At 33.0% G+C, this 16,832-nt stretch carries 17 protein-coding genes; 12 read left to right on the forward strand and 5 right to left on the reverse strand.

What is annotated here, in order from left to right; translation table 11 throughout:
* Positions 1–21: 21 nt before the first annotated feature.
* From ELD05_RS04550 to ELD05_RS04560, 3 genes are read left to right on the forward strand one after another with little or no spacing between them, the layout of a single operon-like run.
* Positions 22–333 carry a YerC/YecD family TrpR-related protein gene (locus ELD05_RS04550; protein WP_011917815.1) on the forward strand — a complete coding sequence of 104 codons (312 nt, stop codon included), beginning with the start codon at positions 22–24 and terminating at the stop codon, positions 331–333.
* Positions 330–1,445 (forward strand): THUMP domain-containing class I SAM-dependent RNA methyltransferase, encoded by a 1,116-nt coding sequence (locus ELD05_RS04555; protein ID WP_127351536.1) that lies wholly within the window; start codon positions 330–332, stop codon positions 1,443–1,445. Before ELD05_RS04550 ends, ELD05_RS04555 begins: the two co-directional genes overlap by 4 nt.
* A gap of 48 nt (positions 1,446–1,493) precedes the next feature.
* Positions 1,494–2,069, forward strand: coding sequence for a tropomyosin (locus tag ELD05_RS04560; RefSeq protein WP_127351537.1), 576 nt, complete (start codon positions 1,494–1,496; stop codon positions 2,067–2,069).
* Positions 2,070–2,148: 79 nt separating this feature from the next.
* Here ELD05_RS04560 and ELD05_RS04565 read toward each other — a convergent pair whose 3' ends face one another.
* Positions 2,149–4,023 (reverse strand): hypothetical protein, encoded by a 1,875-nt coding sequence (locus ELD05_RS04565; protein WP_127351538.1) that lies wholly within the window; start codon positions 4,021–4,023, stop codon positions 2,149–2,151.
* A 23-nt stretch (positions 4,024–4,046) separates the two neighbouring features.
* A complete protein-coding gene (locus ELD05_RS04570) occupies positions 4,047–5,159 on the reverse strand; it encodes a S1C family serine protease (protein WP_127351539.1) in 1,113 nt (370 codons plus the stop codon).
* Positions 5,160–5,380: 221 nt separating this feature from the next.
* On the opposite strand from ELD05_RS04570, the gene ELD05_RS04575 reads away from it, so the two are divergent.
* The 6 genes from ELD05_RS04575 to ELD05_RS04600 all read left to right on the forward strand — a co-directional run bounded on the left by ELD05_RS04575 (position 5,381) and on the right by ELD05_RS04600 (position 8,715).
* On the forward strand, positions 5,381–5,584 hold the full coding sequence (locus tag ELD05_RS04575; RefSeq protein ID WP_127351540.1) for a 4Fe-4S binding protein: 204 nt from the start codon (positions 5,381–5,383) through the stop codon (positions 5,582–5,584).
* Between the two features lie 9 nt (positions 5,585–5,593).
* On the forward strand, positions 5,594–5,851 hold the full coding sequence (locus tag ELD05_RS04580; protein ID WP_127351541.1) for a metal-sensitive transcriptional regulator: 258 nt from the start codon (positions 5,594–5,596) through the stop codon (positions 5,849–5,851).
* Between the two features lie 194 nt (positions 5,852–6,045).
* Positions 6,046–6,270 carry a sulfurtransferase TusA family protein gene (locus tag ELD05_RS04585; protein WP_127351542.1) on the forward strand — a complete coding sequence of 75 codons (225 nt, stop codon included), beginning with the start codon at positions 6,046–6,048 and terminating at the stop codon, positions 6,268–6,270.
* Positions 6,271–6,282: 12 nt separating this feature from the next.
* On the forward strand, positions 6,283–6,759 hold the full coding sequence (locus ELD05_RS04590) for a DsrE/DsrF/DrsH-like family protein (RefSeq protein WP_011917807.1): 477 nt from the start codon (positions 6,283–6,285) through the stop codon (positions 6,757–6,759).
* 128 nt (positions 6,760–6,887) lie between these two features.
* Complete coding sequence (locus ELD05_RS04595; RefSeq protein ID WP_127351543.1) at positions 6,888–8,495, forward strand: B12-binding domain-containing radical SAM protein; 1,608 nt, start codon at positions 6,888–6,890, stop codon at positions 8,493–8,495.
* 19 nt (positions 8,496–8,514) lie between these two features.
* Positions 8,515–8,715 carry a DUF6485 family protein gene (locus tag ELD05_RS04600; protein WP_011917805.1) on the forward strand — a complete coding sequence of 67 codons (201 nt, stop codon included), beginning with the start codon at positions 8,515–8,517 and terminating at the stop codon, positions 8,713–8,715.
* A gap of 58 nt (positions 8,716–8,773) precedes the next feature.
* On the opposite strand, the gene ELD05_RS04605 is transcribed toward ELD05_RS04600, so the two are convergent.
* Positions 8,774–9,988 carry an Nramp family divalent metal transporter gene (locus ELD05_RS04605; protein WP_127351544.1) on the reverse strand — a complete coding sequence of 405 codons (1,215 nt, stop codon included), beginning with the start codon at positions 9,986–9,988 and terminating at the stop codon, positions 8,774–8,776.
* 213 nt (positions 9,989–10,201) lie between these two features.
* On the opposite strand from ELD05_RS04605, the gene ELD05_RS04610 reads away from it, so the two are divergent.
* Positions 10,202–11,629, forward strand: coding sequence for an aminopeptidase (locus ELD05_RS04610; RefSeq protein WP_127351545.1), 1,428 nt, complete (start codon positions 10,202–10,204; stop codon positions 11,627–11,629).
* Positions 11,630–11,690: 61 nt separating this feature from the next.
* Here ELD05_RS04610 and ELD05_RS04615 read toward each other — a convergent pair whose 3' ends face one another.
* A complete protein-coding gene (locus ELD05_RS04615) occupies positions 11,691–12,872 on the reverse strand; it encodes an MFS transporter (protein WP_127351546.1) in 1,182 nt (393 codons plus the stop codon).
* A gap of 351 nt (positions 12,873–13,223) precedes the next feature.
* Positions 13,224–14,615, reverse strand: coding sequence for a phosphoglucomutase/phosphomannomutase family protein (locus ELD05_RS04620; protein WP_127351547.1), 1,392 nt, complete (start codon positions 14,613–14,615; stop codon positions 13,224–13,226).
* Positions 14,616–14,775: 160 nt separating this feature from the next.
* Here ELD05_RS04620 and ELD05_RS04625 point away from each other — a divergent pair, with 160 nt between their 5' ends.
* Positions 14,776–15,480, forward strand: a complete 705-nt coding sequence (locus tag ELD05_RS04625; protein ID WP_039764286.1) for a response regulator transcription factor — start codon at positions 14,776–14,778, stop codon at positions 15,478–15,480.
* The gene (locus tag ELD05_RS04630; RefSeq protein ID WP_127351548.1) at positions 15,464–16,831 is read left to right on the forward strand and encodes a sensor histidine kinase; all 1,368 of its coding nucleotides are present in this window, start codon (positions 15,464–15,466) and stop codon (positions 16,829–16,831) included. Before ELD05_RS04625 ends, ELD05_RS04630 begins: the two co-directional genes overlap by 17 nt.
* Position 16,832: the final 1 nt, after the last annotated feature.

Consider the following 16,832-nt stretch of genomic DNA (forward strand, 5'->3'; position numbering starts at 1 on the left):
CTCGAAGAGGTGCAAAAGGGTATGAATCAAAAGCTGAAAAATGAGATGACCGACCATCTTTTTGAAGCCATACTGGAACTTAAGACAATAGAAGAATGTTATAACTTTTTTGAAGATTTGTGTACTGTAAAAGAGATTCAGGAACTTTCGCAACGATTTGAAGTTGCAAAGCTTTTATTTGAAGGTGCAAAGTACAGTGAGATAACCCAAAAAACAGGGGCTTCGCCTGCTACAATAAGCAGAGTAAATAGATGTTTAAATTATGGAGCAGATGGATATAGAACTGTATTAGAAAGAATAAAAGAAAAAACAAGATTGGATGAGCAAAAGTGATGGAACTTTTTATAGCAACAGCCTTTGGTGTTGAATCTGTAACAAAAGAGGAATTGATAAAATTAGGATATAAAGATTTAAAAGTTGAAAATGGAAGAATATTTGTTCGAGGAGATATAGAGGATATTCCAAGGCTTAATATAAATCTTAGGACTGCAAATAGGGTTTTTGCCATACTTAAAAAATTTAAAGCAGAGACGTTTGATGAGCTTTTTAGTGGCATTTATGATTTTGAGTGGCAAGAAATTCTTCCCAAGGATGCTCATATTTTTATAACAGGCAGGTCTGAAAAGTCCAAGCTTTTTAGTATAAGCAGCTGTCAATCTATAACAAAGAAGGCTATAATTGAAAAGTTAAAGAAAAAGTACGGTGTATCATGGTTTGAGGAGACAGGGAATCTCTATAAGATTGAGATTGCTCTTTTGAATGATACAGCATATGTACTTTTTGATACAACAGGTGAGTCTCTTCACAAAAGAGGATACAGAAAACTTCAGTCACTTGCGCCTTTAAAAGAAAATATAGCAGCGACATTGGTAATTTTGAGCAGGTGGAGACCTCAACAGGAGGTTTTATGGGATCCCTTTTGTGGTTCGGGAACAATTCCTATTGAGGCAGCTATGATTGCTAAAAATATTGCACCTGGTTTAAATAGGACATTCTTAGCTGAGCAAAATAGTTTTGTGTCTCAAGATTTATGGAACAAGGCAAGACTTGAGGCTATTGAAAAAATTGATTATAAAAGTAAATTAAATATTTTAGCTTCTGACATAGATGAAAAGATGATTTATATTGCAAAGACTAATGCAAAAGCTGCAGGGGTTGAAAAGGATATAAGATTCTTTAAAGCAGATAGCAGAAAAATCAAAAAATCTTCTGACAAAGGCATAATTATTACAAATCCACCTTATGGAGAGAGGATAGATAATAGTGACATTTTTAATCTTTATAGGGATTTTGGAAAATGTCTAAAAGATTTTAGTGGCTGGAGATTTTTTATTTTATCTGGCTATGATAAGTTTGAAAAGGCGTTTGGCAAGAAGGCAGACAAAAATAGGAAACTCTACAATGGGAAGATTAAAACTTATCTTTATTTTTATATTCAAGTATGATAAAATTAAGAAAAAAGTTCCACAATTTATAAGGAGTGCAGAACAAAGATGAGTGATAGCAATGTTTTAGAACTTGTAGTATCTTCTTTACAGACTTTAAATGCGTCGTTTGAAAACGTGGGGAAAAGACTTGAAAATATTGAAAAGCAACTCGAAGGTATGGGAAAACGGATAGATAGCATGGAAAAACGACTTGATAGCGTGGAAAAACGACTTGATAGTGTGGAAAAACGACTTGATACCATGGAAAAACGATTTGACCAGTTAGAAAAGAGATTAGATAGCTTAGAGCACAAGCTGGATAGAGTAGAGCAAAGACTTGATATGGTAGAGCAAAGATTGGATAGAGTAGAGCAAAGATTAGATAATCTTGAAATGAAGGTCACAAGATTAGAAAATGAAGTAGGAGAACTCAAAGATAATGTGAAAGAGCTTAACAGAAGAATGAATGCAGTATATGACCAGGTTGCATTCTTAACAGAATTTAGGACGGAGGTTTTAATATTCAAAGATGAGACAAATAAGAAATTTGAAAAAGTCACCAAAGAGCAAGAAGCAATAAAGGATTGGTTAAAGGACCAAGAAGTTGAAATAAGAACCTTAAAGCTTGCCCAAAATCAGTAAGAACAAGAGTGTACATAGTGAGATAAGAAATTTAAAAGGGCTGCTGCTTTTTTAAATGCTGTGCAGCCCTTTTAAATTTTTATTCATTGTTTTTTTTCTTAAACTTTTCTAAATCTTCATTGACAAATTTCATATTCAGTTTAGAGAAGTTTACTTTGTCAATCTTGATTGTATTTATCGACTTTACAAAATTGTCTAAAGTAATATTATTCCAATAAAGAACAGGACCAGATAAATCAATAGTATAGTAGTACTGCTTGTACTTTATCATGTATATTACCCTGTTTTGAAGACTTAAGAAGTTAAAGTCTCGATTAGGATTTCCCTTTGCTAAGTTTGGTAGTTTGCTTAGGTTGTATACATAAGTGAACTTGTAAATTGTAAGTTCACCAGTTGAGTACTTTTGAAGGCTCATATCAACTGTTTTACTTTTATATTCATTGCTCTCAACCCAAGCTTGCATAGCATTTTTTATAATTTTCTCAGCTGGATCGAGATTAATGCCACCGTTTATTGTTAAAGTTGAATATGGTGTATTGTAAAGTGTGATTGTTTCGACATCTGATATTCCCTGAGAAATTGGAAGAGCAGTTGCATTTATTACTTGAGTGTAATAACTGTAATAATAGTATGGAATATTTGTTTTATAATCTTTAGATATATTCATTTCAAATGGTGCTTTGCTGAGCTTTACAGTTTTAGAAGTGCTTTGTGGTTTTAAATCACCCGTCCAAAGTATAGAATCAAGGTATTTGCTCTTTGCTGGTATTGGTTTGAATGAGTTTATAATCCTATCATATTTTTGTTTGTCTTTGTTATATTTGTCCTCTTTGACATAAAGCTTTACAAAATATTTGTTGTTATTGAAGTCCACATACATTCTTTTTTCAACGAAATTTTTCTGGAGGCTCTTTCTTATATTGAGCTCAAAGAGTTTGGCTTTTGCATCATTTATATTTAAAGTTTTAGAAGAAATTATCTTGCAAAGAGATTTGTTATAAAGCTCAACGTTTTTCATCTCAAGTTCAACCCACTTGTCAAAACTTACATTTGAATTAGCAACAAAACTGACAGAGAGATATTCGTCATACTCTTGCTGCTCACCTTGTGGTGGCGTTGTAACTACATCTTGCTGTTTTTGAGTATTTAACCCCATTTCTTCATCTGTATAAAGTGGGGCAAAAGACTGGGTTGATGAGTTATATTCAAAGTTATAAATGTCAGTTGATTTCCAATAAGGTGGCAGGTCAATCTGCCAGCCGTAACTTGTATTTTTATGAACTCTCCAGCTTGTTACGTTGTCTGCTAAATCCTTTATATTAGGGTTTTTTGAATCAAACTGAAGTTCAAATGAATCAGCTATTTTGTACAAAAGATTTTTATGCTCGGTATAAAAGTTTAAGTCCATGCTGATTGTGAGTCTATAAATGTAGTTATACTTCTTGTTTTTGCTAAGATAAATACGTGTAAAATTAAAGGTGCCAGAACTTTCTTCTTCATCTACAAAAACGTAAAAAGAATCTGTATAGACACTTGTGATTTCAATGTACTCTTGCCCATTTTTATCTTTACCTTTTTTCAACGAATATATTTTAGAAACCGAGCCATCGCTATTTAAAATGTCTGAGCCATACAATAGAATTTCATCTAAGGAAGAAAAACCTTCTTTGTTTAGAATTGCTTCAACGCTTATATTCGCTTTATAGCTGCTGCTTGACATTGAAAAATAACTTCCTTTTGGATCTTTGTTAATATAAGCATCTTGGGGCATGTATATTGACCAGTTGTAGATACTATTTCCAACTCTATTTTTGTTGATATCATCTTTTGAAAAAACTGTGTAAAAATCGATAACTCCATCGTCATCCTGAGCAAAACTAAAAGGAGCAACCAAAGAGATCAGAAAAGTAACAATTAGTGAAGCTATTAAAAATCTTTTTAATTTCTTTACCATCAAATATCATCCTTTCTATGTTTTTATTTATTTTCTGGATACTCTTTTAGCACTACTTCTTTTTCAATTACCTTTCCGTTTCTCTTGATATTAAGCTTTACCTTATCACCTGGAAGATATTTCATAAGAGTTTGATTATACTCTGCAATTGAATTGACAGGATAATTGTCAATTGACACAAGTATATCATTTTCTTGAATAAATCCTTTTAAGGGACTATCTTCTTTCACATCAATTATTTTCAATCCAAGAGTAGATGGCAAACCAACAATAGAAAGCCAGCTGTCTTCAAATTCAAGTCCTAAATAACATCTTTTTATCTTTCCAAATTTTTTATAATGGTCCAGAAAATAGAGAATATTTTCAGCAGGAATTGCAAAATTAATTCCCTGAAAATATTCAATACCTAAGGTATTTATGCCAACCAGCTTTCCTTGCATATTTACAAGAGGACCACCACTATTTCCAGGGTTTATAGCTGCATCTGTTTGCAAAAATGTATAAGTTTCATCTACTGGTCTATTTAATCCACTGATTATTCCTTTTGTTACACTGTTCTGCCAACCCAAAAAAAGTGGAGTTCCAATTGCTAATACTTCTTGTCCCACTTTTATATTTTTGGGGTCTTCGATTTCGATTGGATTTATATTGGTACGATTTACTTTCAAAAGAGCCAAATCTATGTCTTTATTTCTATACAATACTGTTGCTTTATATGCCTTAGCGTCAAAAAAAATGACATAAGGTTGTTTCATGTCTTCTACAACATGGTTGTTTGTGAGGATTAAACCGTTTTTGTCAATGACAACACCAGACCCGTGCATAAGTCCTGCCGGTATCTTGCTGTAGTAAAAGTCATCTGCTTTTATCTTTTTGCTGTCACCAATTATTGCTACAACAGATCTGTTAACTTTATCAATTACTTCGCTTATAGATAAGTCCTTTTTTTGAATGGTCACTCCATCTTGAGTTTTTACATAGTCAAAACCAAAGAAATCTTTCATAGAGTCCAAATCCACATACATTTTGCCATCAATTACTTTTGGAGTTACTGTAATTGACTGAGCAAATGCCACGTTGAAAATGAGCAAAAAGACAATAAAAACAACCAGATACATCTTACATAGCTTTTTCATTATAAAACCTCCCGTGTATAAATTTGTTACTATTTAATTATAACGTATTTTATCAAAAGATGTTATACCCTAAGAAAGAGGTTTTCAAACTTTCCTTTTTGGGATTGATTATTTTGCATTTTTGAGTTATAATAAACTTGAAAATTGAAATACACCCCCATGGTATAGGGGTTACAAATAGAGGTTGCAAAACATTTTGAGAAAGGAGCAAAAGATAGAAAATGAAAAAGGCAGTACTTAACAAAGATCTATGTGATAGGTCGCCGTTTTGCCCAGCTTCACGTTCGTGCAAGTTTGGAGCAATAAAGAGAAAAGTGCACGGTTTTTTTGATGTTGAGATTGAAATAGACAAAGAAAAGTGTACAGGATGTGGGGTTTGTACAAGGTATTGTCCTCAAGGTGCAATTGAAATTATTGAAGAGTAGGTGTTTGAAATGCCTGACAAGGAGAGAAAAGAAGAGATTCTAAGCAGACTAAAAAATATTAAAGGTCACATTGATGGTATTATTAAAATGGTGGAAGAGGAAAAAGAATGCGAAGAGATTATGCTTCAAATAGCTGCAGTAAAAAAGGCAATAGAAAAGGTTGGTTATTTTATAATCGAAAGCCATGCTGCGGAGTGCTTGTCAAGCGTAGGAAACAAAGATGATATCCAAAGGATTTTAAATATAATGATGAAGTTTTTGGGGTAAAAAAACTCCTAAAAAGTCAAGAGTGTCTTTCTTTTTTTAAACTCATTTGAGACATTGTATTTTGTGTAAAAGTGTTATTATTTTAACAAAGTGTTTTGTAAAGAATTTTATTGTGTGCTTTTGTTAAATAAATCCTATTGCCAAGGGGTAACAATATAAAAAGTTAAAAATAAAGTTTTTGGAGGTGCGTGATTGTGGCAGAATATTTTATTGATGCAAAGGGTCTTCAGTGTCCAGGGCCTATTACTCAACTTTTTAAGCAGATGAAAGAAGCTCAAAGTGGTGACATAGTCACAATTGAGGTGACAGATCCAGCATTCAAAAGAGATGTGGAGAGCTGGTGTAAAAAGACAAAAAATGAGCTTTTATCTTTAGAAGAAGTAAATGGTGTTATAAAAGCTAAGATAAAGAAAGCTTAAAGGGTGATTTGTATGAGAGAGGATAAGAAGACCATTATTGTCTTTAGCAATGACATGGACAAGGTGATGGCTGCATTTGTAATTGCAACTGGTGCTGCTGCGATGGGCGATGAGGTTACAATGTTCTTTACATTCTGGGGTTTGAATGTTCTAAGAGATGCCAAAAAGAAAGCACAGGGAAAATCCTTTTTGGAAAAAATGTTTGGCGCTATGATGCCAAAAGGGGTTGAAAAACTTCCACTTTCCAAGATGAACTTTTTAGGGATTGGTCCAAAGCTTATGAAATATATGATGAAAAAGAAAAACGTGATGATGTTACCTGAGATGATAAAACAGGCGCAAGAGCTTGGTATAAAGATGGTAGCATGTTCAATGTCTATGGATGTTATGGGAATAAAGAAAGAAGAGTTAATTGATGGTGTTGAAATTGGTGGTGTTGCCACATACCTTGGTGAGGCAAGTGAAGCAGGTGTGAATCTGTTTATCTAAGTCATGGAAATCTTTAACTAATAGAGGCAGGAGAAAACCTGCCTTTTTATTTTTTTGCTCTTTTGAGATAAAAACTGTGATATAATAATGAGACGATAATTAATTATTATTCAGAAAGGAAAATCAATATGATCCTGCTTGTTGCAATAAACTCAAAGTATGTTCATACAAATTTAGCAGTCAGATACCTTTATCAGCTCTGTAAAGAAAACTATCCATGCAAATATGTTGAGTTTAATATCAATCAGTCTTTGCATGATGTGATCTATGAGATTTTGAGTAAAAAACCTGAATATGTTGCAATATCAACATATATCTGGAACAGAAACTATGTCGAAAAGCTTGTTGAAGGTTTAAAAAAGGCACAAAAAAGCATAAAAATAATTCTTGGTGGGCCAGAGGTGTATTTTGACAGCCTTGATGAGTGGAAGTTTGTTGACATAATAATCAGAGGAGAGGGAGAGTACCCTTTTTTAGATTTATGTGATCATATTGCAGCTGGCAGGCAATATACCCAAAAAGAGTATCCGCCGTTTGATTTGAACAAGCTTCCTTTTGCATACAAGGACGAGAAGTTAGACCAAAGCAGAATCTATTATTATGAAAGCAGCAGAGGCTGCCCTTTTAGATGTTCGTATTGTCTTTCTTCTATTGAAAAAAGTGTTAGATTTGCGTCTCTTGAAAAGGTGTTCGAAGAGCTTGACTATCTTTTTAAAAAACAAGTAAGACTTATAAAGTTTGTTGACAGGACATTTAACGCAAACAAAGAAAGAGCAATAAAAATAATAGAGTTTTGCAAACAAAAGTCGCAAGCTACCCAAATACACTTTGAAATAGACCCAACACTTTTAGATAGCGACATTATCACTGCAATAAATACTTCAAAAGATAACCTCTTCAGACTTGAAATAGGTCTTCAGAGTTTCAATCCACAAACTCTTGATGCAATAGATAGATTTTATGATATAGATAAAATTGATAAAAACTTGAAAAAGCTTATGGAAAACAAAAAGGCCATTGTTCATCTTGACTTAATAGCGGGCTTGCCATATGAGGATTTTTTGAGTTTTAAAAGAAGTCTTGACAAGACTATATTGTATTTTGCTGATGAGGTTCAGCTTGGGTTTTTGAAGATGTTAAAAGGAACAAAGATAAGAAATGAAGCAACTAAATACAATTATGAATTTTTCAAAGACCCGCCGTATGAGGTTATCTCAAATAGCTTTATTAGCTTTGAAGAGATTTATAAACTTAAAAAGATAGAAGATTTGATAGACAAAGTTTACAACAGGCAGTACCTCTATTTTACTTTAAGATACATCTTTCAAAAAATTTCTCCTTCTGAATTTTTTGAAAATCTCTCAAGTAAGATAAATAGCAATTTAAATACAAGAGAGTTTATAAAAGAGCTTTACAGAGCCATAAAAGAGAATTTTGATTTTGACAAGGTTATATTTGATAGCTTGTTCAGATTTGACATTCTAAGAAGGTTTCCAGAAGAATTTTTACCGGAAGAGTTGGCAATATCCAGGGAGGAAAGGGAGAAAATTAAACAAGCAATATATCAAGCAACAAGCTACCAAGACCTCAGAGAACCAAAAGAGATTATTAGAAGATCAAGGGCTTGCATATTCGGATTTGACATTGAAAGGTTTATAGAAGATAATAGTATTGAAAAAGGGAATTTTTTATATATCTTTTTTGGAGAAAAAATAAAGAAGATAAACCTTCAGTAAAAAGGGGGAAAAAGATAATATGGAGTGCACACTTTCAAAAAACCTTTCAATCTGCACATGTACTTATGAACCGTGTCCAAGAAAAGGAAGATGCTGCGAGTGTTTACACTATCACAGGAAAAATGGACAGCTTCCTGCTTGTTATTTTTCAAAAGAGGCAGAAAGGACATATGACCGTTCAATAGAAAACTTCATTCGTGACTATTCTTCAAGGAAATAAAAAAATAAAGAGGTGGGCAGACAAAGTGTTTTTCTTTTCATCTGCCCACTTTTATTTTTTATAAAGATGTGATGAGCAGAAAAACATCAAGTCCAATTACAACTGCTGCCACAATCAGAAGAATTATTTTATCTGCTAAAGAGTTTGCGAACTTGCCCATGACTTTTTTAGATGATGTCAGGTAAATTTGAAGAATGATTGTAATTGGCAGCTGCATGCTCAAAAGCATCTGTGAGATTATTAAAGCTCTGAACGGATTTGAGATAAAAAGTATGATGATAGATGCTAACACCAATGGAATGATAATTCCAACTTTAGTTGGCAGCTCTTCAATGTTGTAAGGTCTTCTATAAAAGCCTGCCATGATTGTTCCACCTGTATATGCAGCTGTGATGCTTGAAGAGATGCCAGAAAGCAATAGAGCGAATGCAAAAATTGTTGCAGATAAACTTCCCAAAATGGGTTTTAACATCTGCTGAGCCTGTGGTAGCGATTCAACAAGGATACCTTTTGTGTAAAAGGTTGCATGAGCTATTATAATCATGCTGCTGTTAATTAAAAATCCAATGAACATTGAAAAAAGTGTATCAACAAACTCAAATTTGAGCTGATGTTTTATTACCTTTTCCTCTTGAGTGTTCCACTGCCTGCTCTGAATTATTTCAGAGTGCAAAAACAGATTGTGTGGCATGACAACCGCACCAAGTATTGAAAGAACTACAACCAGTGAGCCAGAAGGTATGCTTGGAGTTATCCAGCCAAAGACCACATCTTTTACAGGGACCTTCACAAGAAAAAGCTCTATCAAAAAGGAAAGACCTATCAGCGAAACAAATGCAATTATCCACCTTTCAACCTTTTTATATGAGTTAGAAAACAAGAAAAATATGATAAAAGGCAGGATGATTAAACACCCAAGCTTAATAGGAATTTTAAAAAGCATCTCAAGGGCAATTGACGCGCCTAAGATTTCTGCCATAGCAGTTGAGACTGTTGCCAGCATGGCAGATGAGAGAACAACTGCAGCAAGAAACTTATTGAGATATATTGAAGTTGCTTCAGCCAAGCAAAGACCTGTTGCAATGCCAAGATGAGCTGCGTTGTGCTGAAGCACTATCAAAATTATGGTTGATAGTAAAACTACCCACAAAAGCTTTAAACCAAAGCTACTGCCAGCAGCCACGTTTGATGCCCAGTTTCCAGGGTCGATAAATCCCACTGTGACAAGAAGGCCAGGTCCTATGTATTTGAGTATTTCCCTTGCGTTTTGCATTTTGTGCTGCCTTTCACACCTTTCTTCTCAAGTAATTTTATGAAATATCTCCTAAAGTGGTGAATTACTAAATAGTAAATCTTATCTTAAACTCTTATATTAAAATTAATACCCAAAAAAAGAGGATTGTGATATCATAGTTTGTATGAAGCGAAAAAAATATTTAAATAGGAACTTGGCATTTTCGACACTAAAATATTGGAGGTATAGACAATGAGCGAGAAGTCTTACGGCCAAGAGCTTTATGAAAAATTATCCTACACTTCTAAAAATGCATGGGAAGTTTTAAAAGAAGAAGAAAAGCCTTTTGTTTTTGATTTGGCAGAAAAGTATAAGCACTTTTTGAACTGTGCAAAGACAGAAAGAGAAGCAGTTGAATATTTCATAGAAAGAGCTAAAGAAAAAGGATATATAGAATTTAACAATAATATCCAAAAGTTAAAGCCAGGTGATAAGGTATATTTTGTCAACAATAGCAAAAGCATTTTGCTTGCTCATATAGGGAAAAAACCTTTAAAGGAAGGATTTAATCTTATAGATAGCCATATAGATTCTCCACGACTTGATTTGAAGCCAAAGCCACTATATGAGTCAAATGAGCTTGTTCTTTTGAAGACACATTACTATGGTGGTATTAAAAAATATCACTGGGTAAATGTACCACTTAGTATACACGGGGTTGTTGTGAAAAGTGATGGTTCAAAAGTGAAGATTACAATTGGTGAAGATGAAAATGACCCTGTTTTTTATATAACAGACCTTCTTGTTCATTTATCTTCTGAGCAGCTTCAGAAAAAAGCAAGCGAGGCAATTCCGGCTGAAAATTTGAATGTGCTTATAGGAAGTATGCCGTTTAATGATGAGAAGGTAAAAGAAAAGGTTAAGCTGAACATATTAAAAATTTTGAATGATAAATATGGAATAACAGAAGAAGATCTTATTTCAGCTGATATTGAAGTTGTGCCGGCTGCAAAAGCGCGTGATGTGGGACTTGACAGAAGCTTAATTGGTGCATATGGTCAGGATGACAAAGCGTGCAGCTTTTTGGCAGCAGAAGCTATATTTTCAATTGATGAAATTCCCGAAAAGACTGCAATAGTCTATTTGGTTGACAAAGAGGAGATAGGAAGTGTTGGAATATCAAGCGCTGAGGCAAGCTTTTTTGATATATCAGTTGCAAAGCTAATGAAAGCTTTGGGTGAGTACGAGAATAGCCTTGATTTGGCTCTTTGCTTTGAAAACTCAGCAGCAATTTCGGGTGATGTTGCAGCAGCACTTGACCCCACATATGAAGGTGCTTATGATAAGCTTAATTCCACGTTAATTGGTCACGGTGTTACCATTGAAAAGTATACAGGAGTTAGAGGCAAATACAGTGGTTCTGAAGCAACAGCAGAGTATGTGGGCAAAATCAGAAACTTTTTGAACTCAAATAACATCTGCTGGCAGACAGGTCTTTTAGGTAAAGTTGACCAAGGCGGTGGAGGTACAATTGCTATGTTTATTGCAAGAAAGATGATAAATGTTATAGACTCAGGCGTTCCAGTTCTGTCTATGCACTCAACATTTGAAATAACAAGCAAGGTTGATGTTTATATGACATATAAGTTTTATAGCCAGTTTTTGAGAAAGTTTGAATGAAAGTTTTGCGAGGCTACAAATTATTTGTATAGCCTCGCTGTTTAAAAAAATTTATATTATTTTATCTACTGTGCTGAAGTATTTCATGATAGTTTTTTGATAAATTAATAAAATAAACCATTCCTATTAGTGTAATGCTAATTCCGCTGGTTAAGAAAATTGTCTTAACAGATATAGTATTAGATATAATTCCTCCGATTAACAAAGAAATAATTGAGGAAATATTTACCACTATTGAATTAAAGCTAAAAATTCTTCCTAATAGTTTCTTGTTACAATTTCCTTGGATTATAGTGGTTCGAGCAATAGCATAAAATGAATTACATATTCCATTCACAAAATGGATGAAAAGAGCAAATACAAAAATATTATTTAATGAGAATAAAATGGTAGAAATTCCAATACCTATTACTCCTGTTAAAAGAAGAGTTTCGTTTTTTATTGTTTTTATATATTTATAAACAAAAAGCGAGGTAATAACCATTGCAATTCCTTTTGATGTCAGAATAAAACCATATCCTTTTGAATCAGTATGTAAATAGTTAATCACATAAACAATTAACAGTCCGTTTAGAATTCCTGCAAATAAACCAATTAAACCATTGAGAATTATTAAACTTTTTATGATAAAGTTAGATTTCAAATATTCTAAGAATTCTAAATATCTTGTATTTTTACTTTGGTTTTCAGTGCTTTTGTGTTTATGGTATGAAATTTGAGAAATGAAAATGGCAGAAACAAGAAAAGTAAATGAATCAATAAAAAAACAATATTTCAAATTAAGATAAGAAGTTAATAACCCACCTATTGAGGGACCAACAACCATCATAATAGAATTTAGTGAGCTACTAAGACTGTTAATTTTACGTATTTCTTCTTTGGTGATTAGTTCTGGAATTATACTATTTCTTGTATTTTCATAAATAGCGGTGATAGAAGATATAATAAACACAATCAGAAATACATGATTAGTTAAAAAAGGTACTAATATTACTAATAAAGCTCTCGAAATATCTCCAAATACCAAAATTATTTTTTTGTTCGATAAATCAATTATTTTTCCAAATGGAATACCAAATATAACAGCAGGTAATAATATCAAAATGGAAAGAATGGACATTTGTAAATTTGACTTGCTAACACTATACACTAATGTAAGTAAAGCAACCCTATCAACCCAATTTCCAATCTCTGATATAAATTGAGAACATAACAAGTTAATAGCATTTCTATTGTTTTTCATTCTGTAGTATCTCCCTGAATTAGAATGTTTTTCTCTAATAAAATATTACAAAGTTACCCATTTGTGTATTAGATAAATGTATTCTTTCAGATTTGGCCAATCAGTTATAAAATTGTATATCTAATACAATTAAACTTATTTATCACTAAGTATTGATTATGAATATTTATTATGCCAACATCAGCTGTTTTACTATTTGGTTATTTATTTATCAAATTTCCCTTATTCCTTTTGCTGCAAGGATTAGGCATTAATATCTAATAAAACTATATTTTAACATCACAGATTAAAAAAAGAAAAAAGCAAGAAAACAGAATACAAAGTACATAATTGACCAATTATTAAATCTTTTTATTTCATTTCCTCTATCAACTTCACAGCCTCATCTAAAAGCCTTTTGACCTCGTCTTTGGTGAACTGTTCTGTGTATACTCTCAAAACAGGTTCTGTGCCAGATGCTCTGAAGAGTATCCATGAGCCATCTTCAAAGATATATTTATAGCCGTCTAATGTTTGAATCTCTTTAATCTTTCTGCCTGCAAACTCTGTGTTTTGGGAAATCATCTTCAACGTCTTTTCTTTGATTTCGTTTGGCAAATGCAGGTCAACTCTGTCATAGTAGTGATAACCTATTTCTTTAAAAAGCTCGTCAAGTATTTGACTGATTGGTTTTTGATAATAAGCCATAATCTCAAGAAGAAGCAAGCTACATAAAATTCCATCTCTTTCAGGTATGTGATTTTTGATTCCAATACCCCCGCTTTCCTCGCCACCAATGAGAATGTCTTCTTTTAAGAAAAGTTCGCAGATATATTTAAAGCCAATCGGTGTTTCATAGATTTTGAGCCCGTACTTGTTTGCCAAAATAGGAACCATATTGGTTGTTGAAAATGTTTTTACAACACCACCCTTTAAACCTTTTACTTCAACTAAATGTCTCAGAAGCAGTGCATATATTCTGTGTGAATCAATAAACTCTCCTTTTTCATCAACAGCCCCTACCCTGTCTGCATCGCCGTCTGTTGCAAGGCCAATGTCTGCGTTGTTTTGGACAACAGTATCAATCAATTTTCCAAGGTTTTTATAAATAGGTTCTGGATTGACTCCTCCAAAGTACGGGTTTCTTTCATCTCTTATCTGGATGTGTTTGATTCCATATTTTTCTAACAAGGTTTTAACATATCCAACTCCAGCACCGTGCATTGGATCGATTATTGCAAAAGGTTTGAATTTTGCAATAAGATTAAGGTCTACAAGCTTTTCAATGTGTTCAAAATAGTCCTTGTCAGCATCTATAAAGGAAAAGAGACTGCTTTCTTCAGGTTCAACAAACTTTACCTCATTTTTATAAAGATGTTTTTCAATTTCAGCAATTATAGACGGAAGTGCAGACCCACCATAATCGCCTTTGAACTTTATCCCATTCCACTGTGGTGGGTTATGGCTTGCTGTAATCATTATAGCTCCTGCTAAATTCATGTTCTTGACAGTAAATGATACAACAGGTGTTGGTGTTGGCTTTTTTGTAAGATATGTCTTTATGCCGTTTGCAACAAGAACCCCTGCGCAAAGCCGAGCATACTCTTCTGACATAAATCTTGTGTCATATCCTACCAAAACAGGTCTTTTGTCATCAATTTCTTTGATATAGTCAGCAATTGCTTGGGCGACAATCTTTACATTGTCAAAAGTGTAATCCTTACTGATTACTGCTCTCCAGCCGTCTGTTCCAAACTTTATCATCTTGTTTCACCTCCTGCAAACAGTGCATAAAATGTGCTATAATGAATCTTAGAAATAGTCTTATAAATCCTGACAATTATATAGTATACAAAAGTTTCAAGAATTTTTCAAACAAGACAAGATATTTTTTGAATTATTCAAAAAAGAGAGGAAAATCACAATGTCAAGATACCTTGTATATGTTGTCGATGATGAAAAAGATATTTTGGACATTATCTATCAGTATCTGATAAGCAGAGGTTACGAGGTTAAAACATTTGAAGATGCTTCGAGTTTTTTAAAAGAGTTTGAGGAAAATGAGCCTGACATAGTTATATTAGATATTATGCTCCCAGACATTGATGGATATGAGCTGTGCAAAAAAATAAGGAAAAGTAGCAATGTGCCAATTATAATGCTCTCGGCTAAAGGTGAAGAGTTTGATAAAGTTTTGGGACTTGAGCTTGGCAGTGATGATTACATATCAAAACCGTTTTCACTACTTGAGCTTGAAGCAAGAATTAAGAAAATTTTACGAAGAGTGGGTAAAGATACTCTTAAAGTTGACAATGTCTTAGAATTTTTTGGAATAAAGGTTGATTTAAATCAGAAGAGTGTATTTTACAATAATGTAAAAGTGGACCTTTCGCCAAAAGAATTTGAGACATTTTTACTTCTCTTTAGGGAGCACTCCAAGGTACTCAAAAGAAGCTACATATTAGAGCAGGTATGGGGAGCCCCGGCTTTATATGATGAAAGAATGGTAGATGATGTGATAAAAAGGTTGAGAAAAAAGATTTTACAGTATAAACTTCCTATCGAGATAAAGACAATGTGGGGACTTGGATATAAACTCGAGGAGAAGAAAGATGAAAATCAGAACTAAAATCTATCTTTCATACTTAGGTCTCATAGTGTTCATATTTGCTACATTTTCGATAATTTTTTATGCTACTTTTAAAAGTAACTTAATAGAACAGGTAAAAACAGATAATTTAAGATTTGCAAAGCTTGTTGAATCCTTTTTTATAAATCAAAGTAAAAATATTAAAGATCTAAAAAAATTTGAGTCATATTTTGAAACATGGGGATATAAATTTCTTCAGGACTATATTGTAATAGTTACTAATGATGGCTCAATTGAGTATTCAAATAAAGAGCTGGATGTTGAAGCGCGAGTAAAAATAATGAAGTTATTTGATGAGAATAAGGAGTTTTCATATAGTTTTGAAATTGGACAATTACAGGAGAAACCTTATTTGTTTACTTTGTATAAAAGTAAATCAAATACACATTTCTTTATCCTTATTATCAGTGACTTAGAAAGAATTTCAATTTTTCAAAAGAGGTTTTTTAGTCTCATTTTCCAGATTGCAATCTTTACTGCGCTCTTGGCAGCTGCAGTTAGTGTGTTTGTATCTAAGCAAATAATTCAGGGTCTTCTGAAGTTAAAAGAGGGAATAATAGAAGCTTCAAAGATGAGATTTAATAAAAAGGTTGAGGTAGGTTCAAGAGATGAAGTTGGTATGATTGCACATGAGTTTAACAAGCTTATAGAAAAGATTTCGGAATATAACCAGGCACAGATTAGATTTCTGCAAAACATCTCTCATGAATTGAAAACACCGCTTACTTCTATTCGTGGGTATGCAGAAGTTCTGAAAATGGGACTTTTAGATGTAGAGAAGGCTAATCACGCAGCCGACAGGATAATTGAGCATGTAGATAAGCTAAAGATATTGATAAACCAGATTATAGACCTTACCAAGATTGAATCTGTTGAGAACTATTTTGTATTTGAAAAGAGGAATCTGGAAGATATCCTTTTTGATGCAGTTTTAGACAATGAAGGGTATGCTCTTTCAAAAGGAATTGAAATAGTATTTGAGCCTAACACCAAAATTCCAGTTTTGTGTGATAAAGAAAAGCTAAAAGAAGCTTTTTCTAATATAATTTCTAATTGTATAAGGTATGCTAAAAGTAAAGTAGTGATTGAAATTAAACTTCAAAAGGACGAATTTGAAGTTAGAATAGAAGATAACGGAGAAGGTTTCAAAAATGATGAAATTGACAAAATCTTTGAAAGATTTTTTAAAGGGAAAAGAGGAGAAATTGGCTTAGGACTTTCAATTGCCAAAGCAATCTTTGACAAGCATGGCTTTGCAGTAGAAGCTGAGAATGCTGAACCAGTTGGTGCAAGATTTGTTATCAAAGGCAGTAGCTATAAAGAGCAGTAGT

Origin of the sequence: Caldicellulosiruptor changbaiensis (genome assembly GCF_003999255.1) — a bacterium.
GTDB lineage: Bacteria > Bacillota > Thermoanaerobacteria > Caldicellulosiruptorales > Caldicellulosiruptoraceae > Caldicellulosiruptor > Caldicellulosiruptor changbaiensis.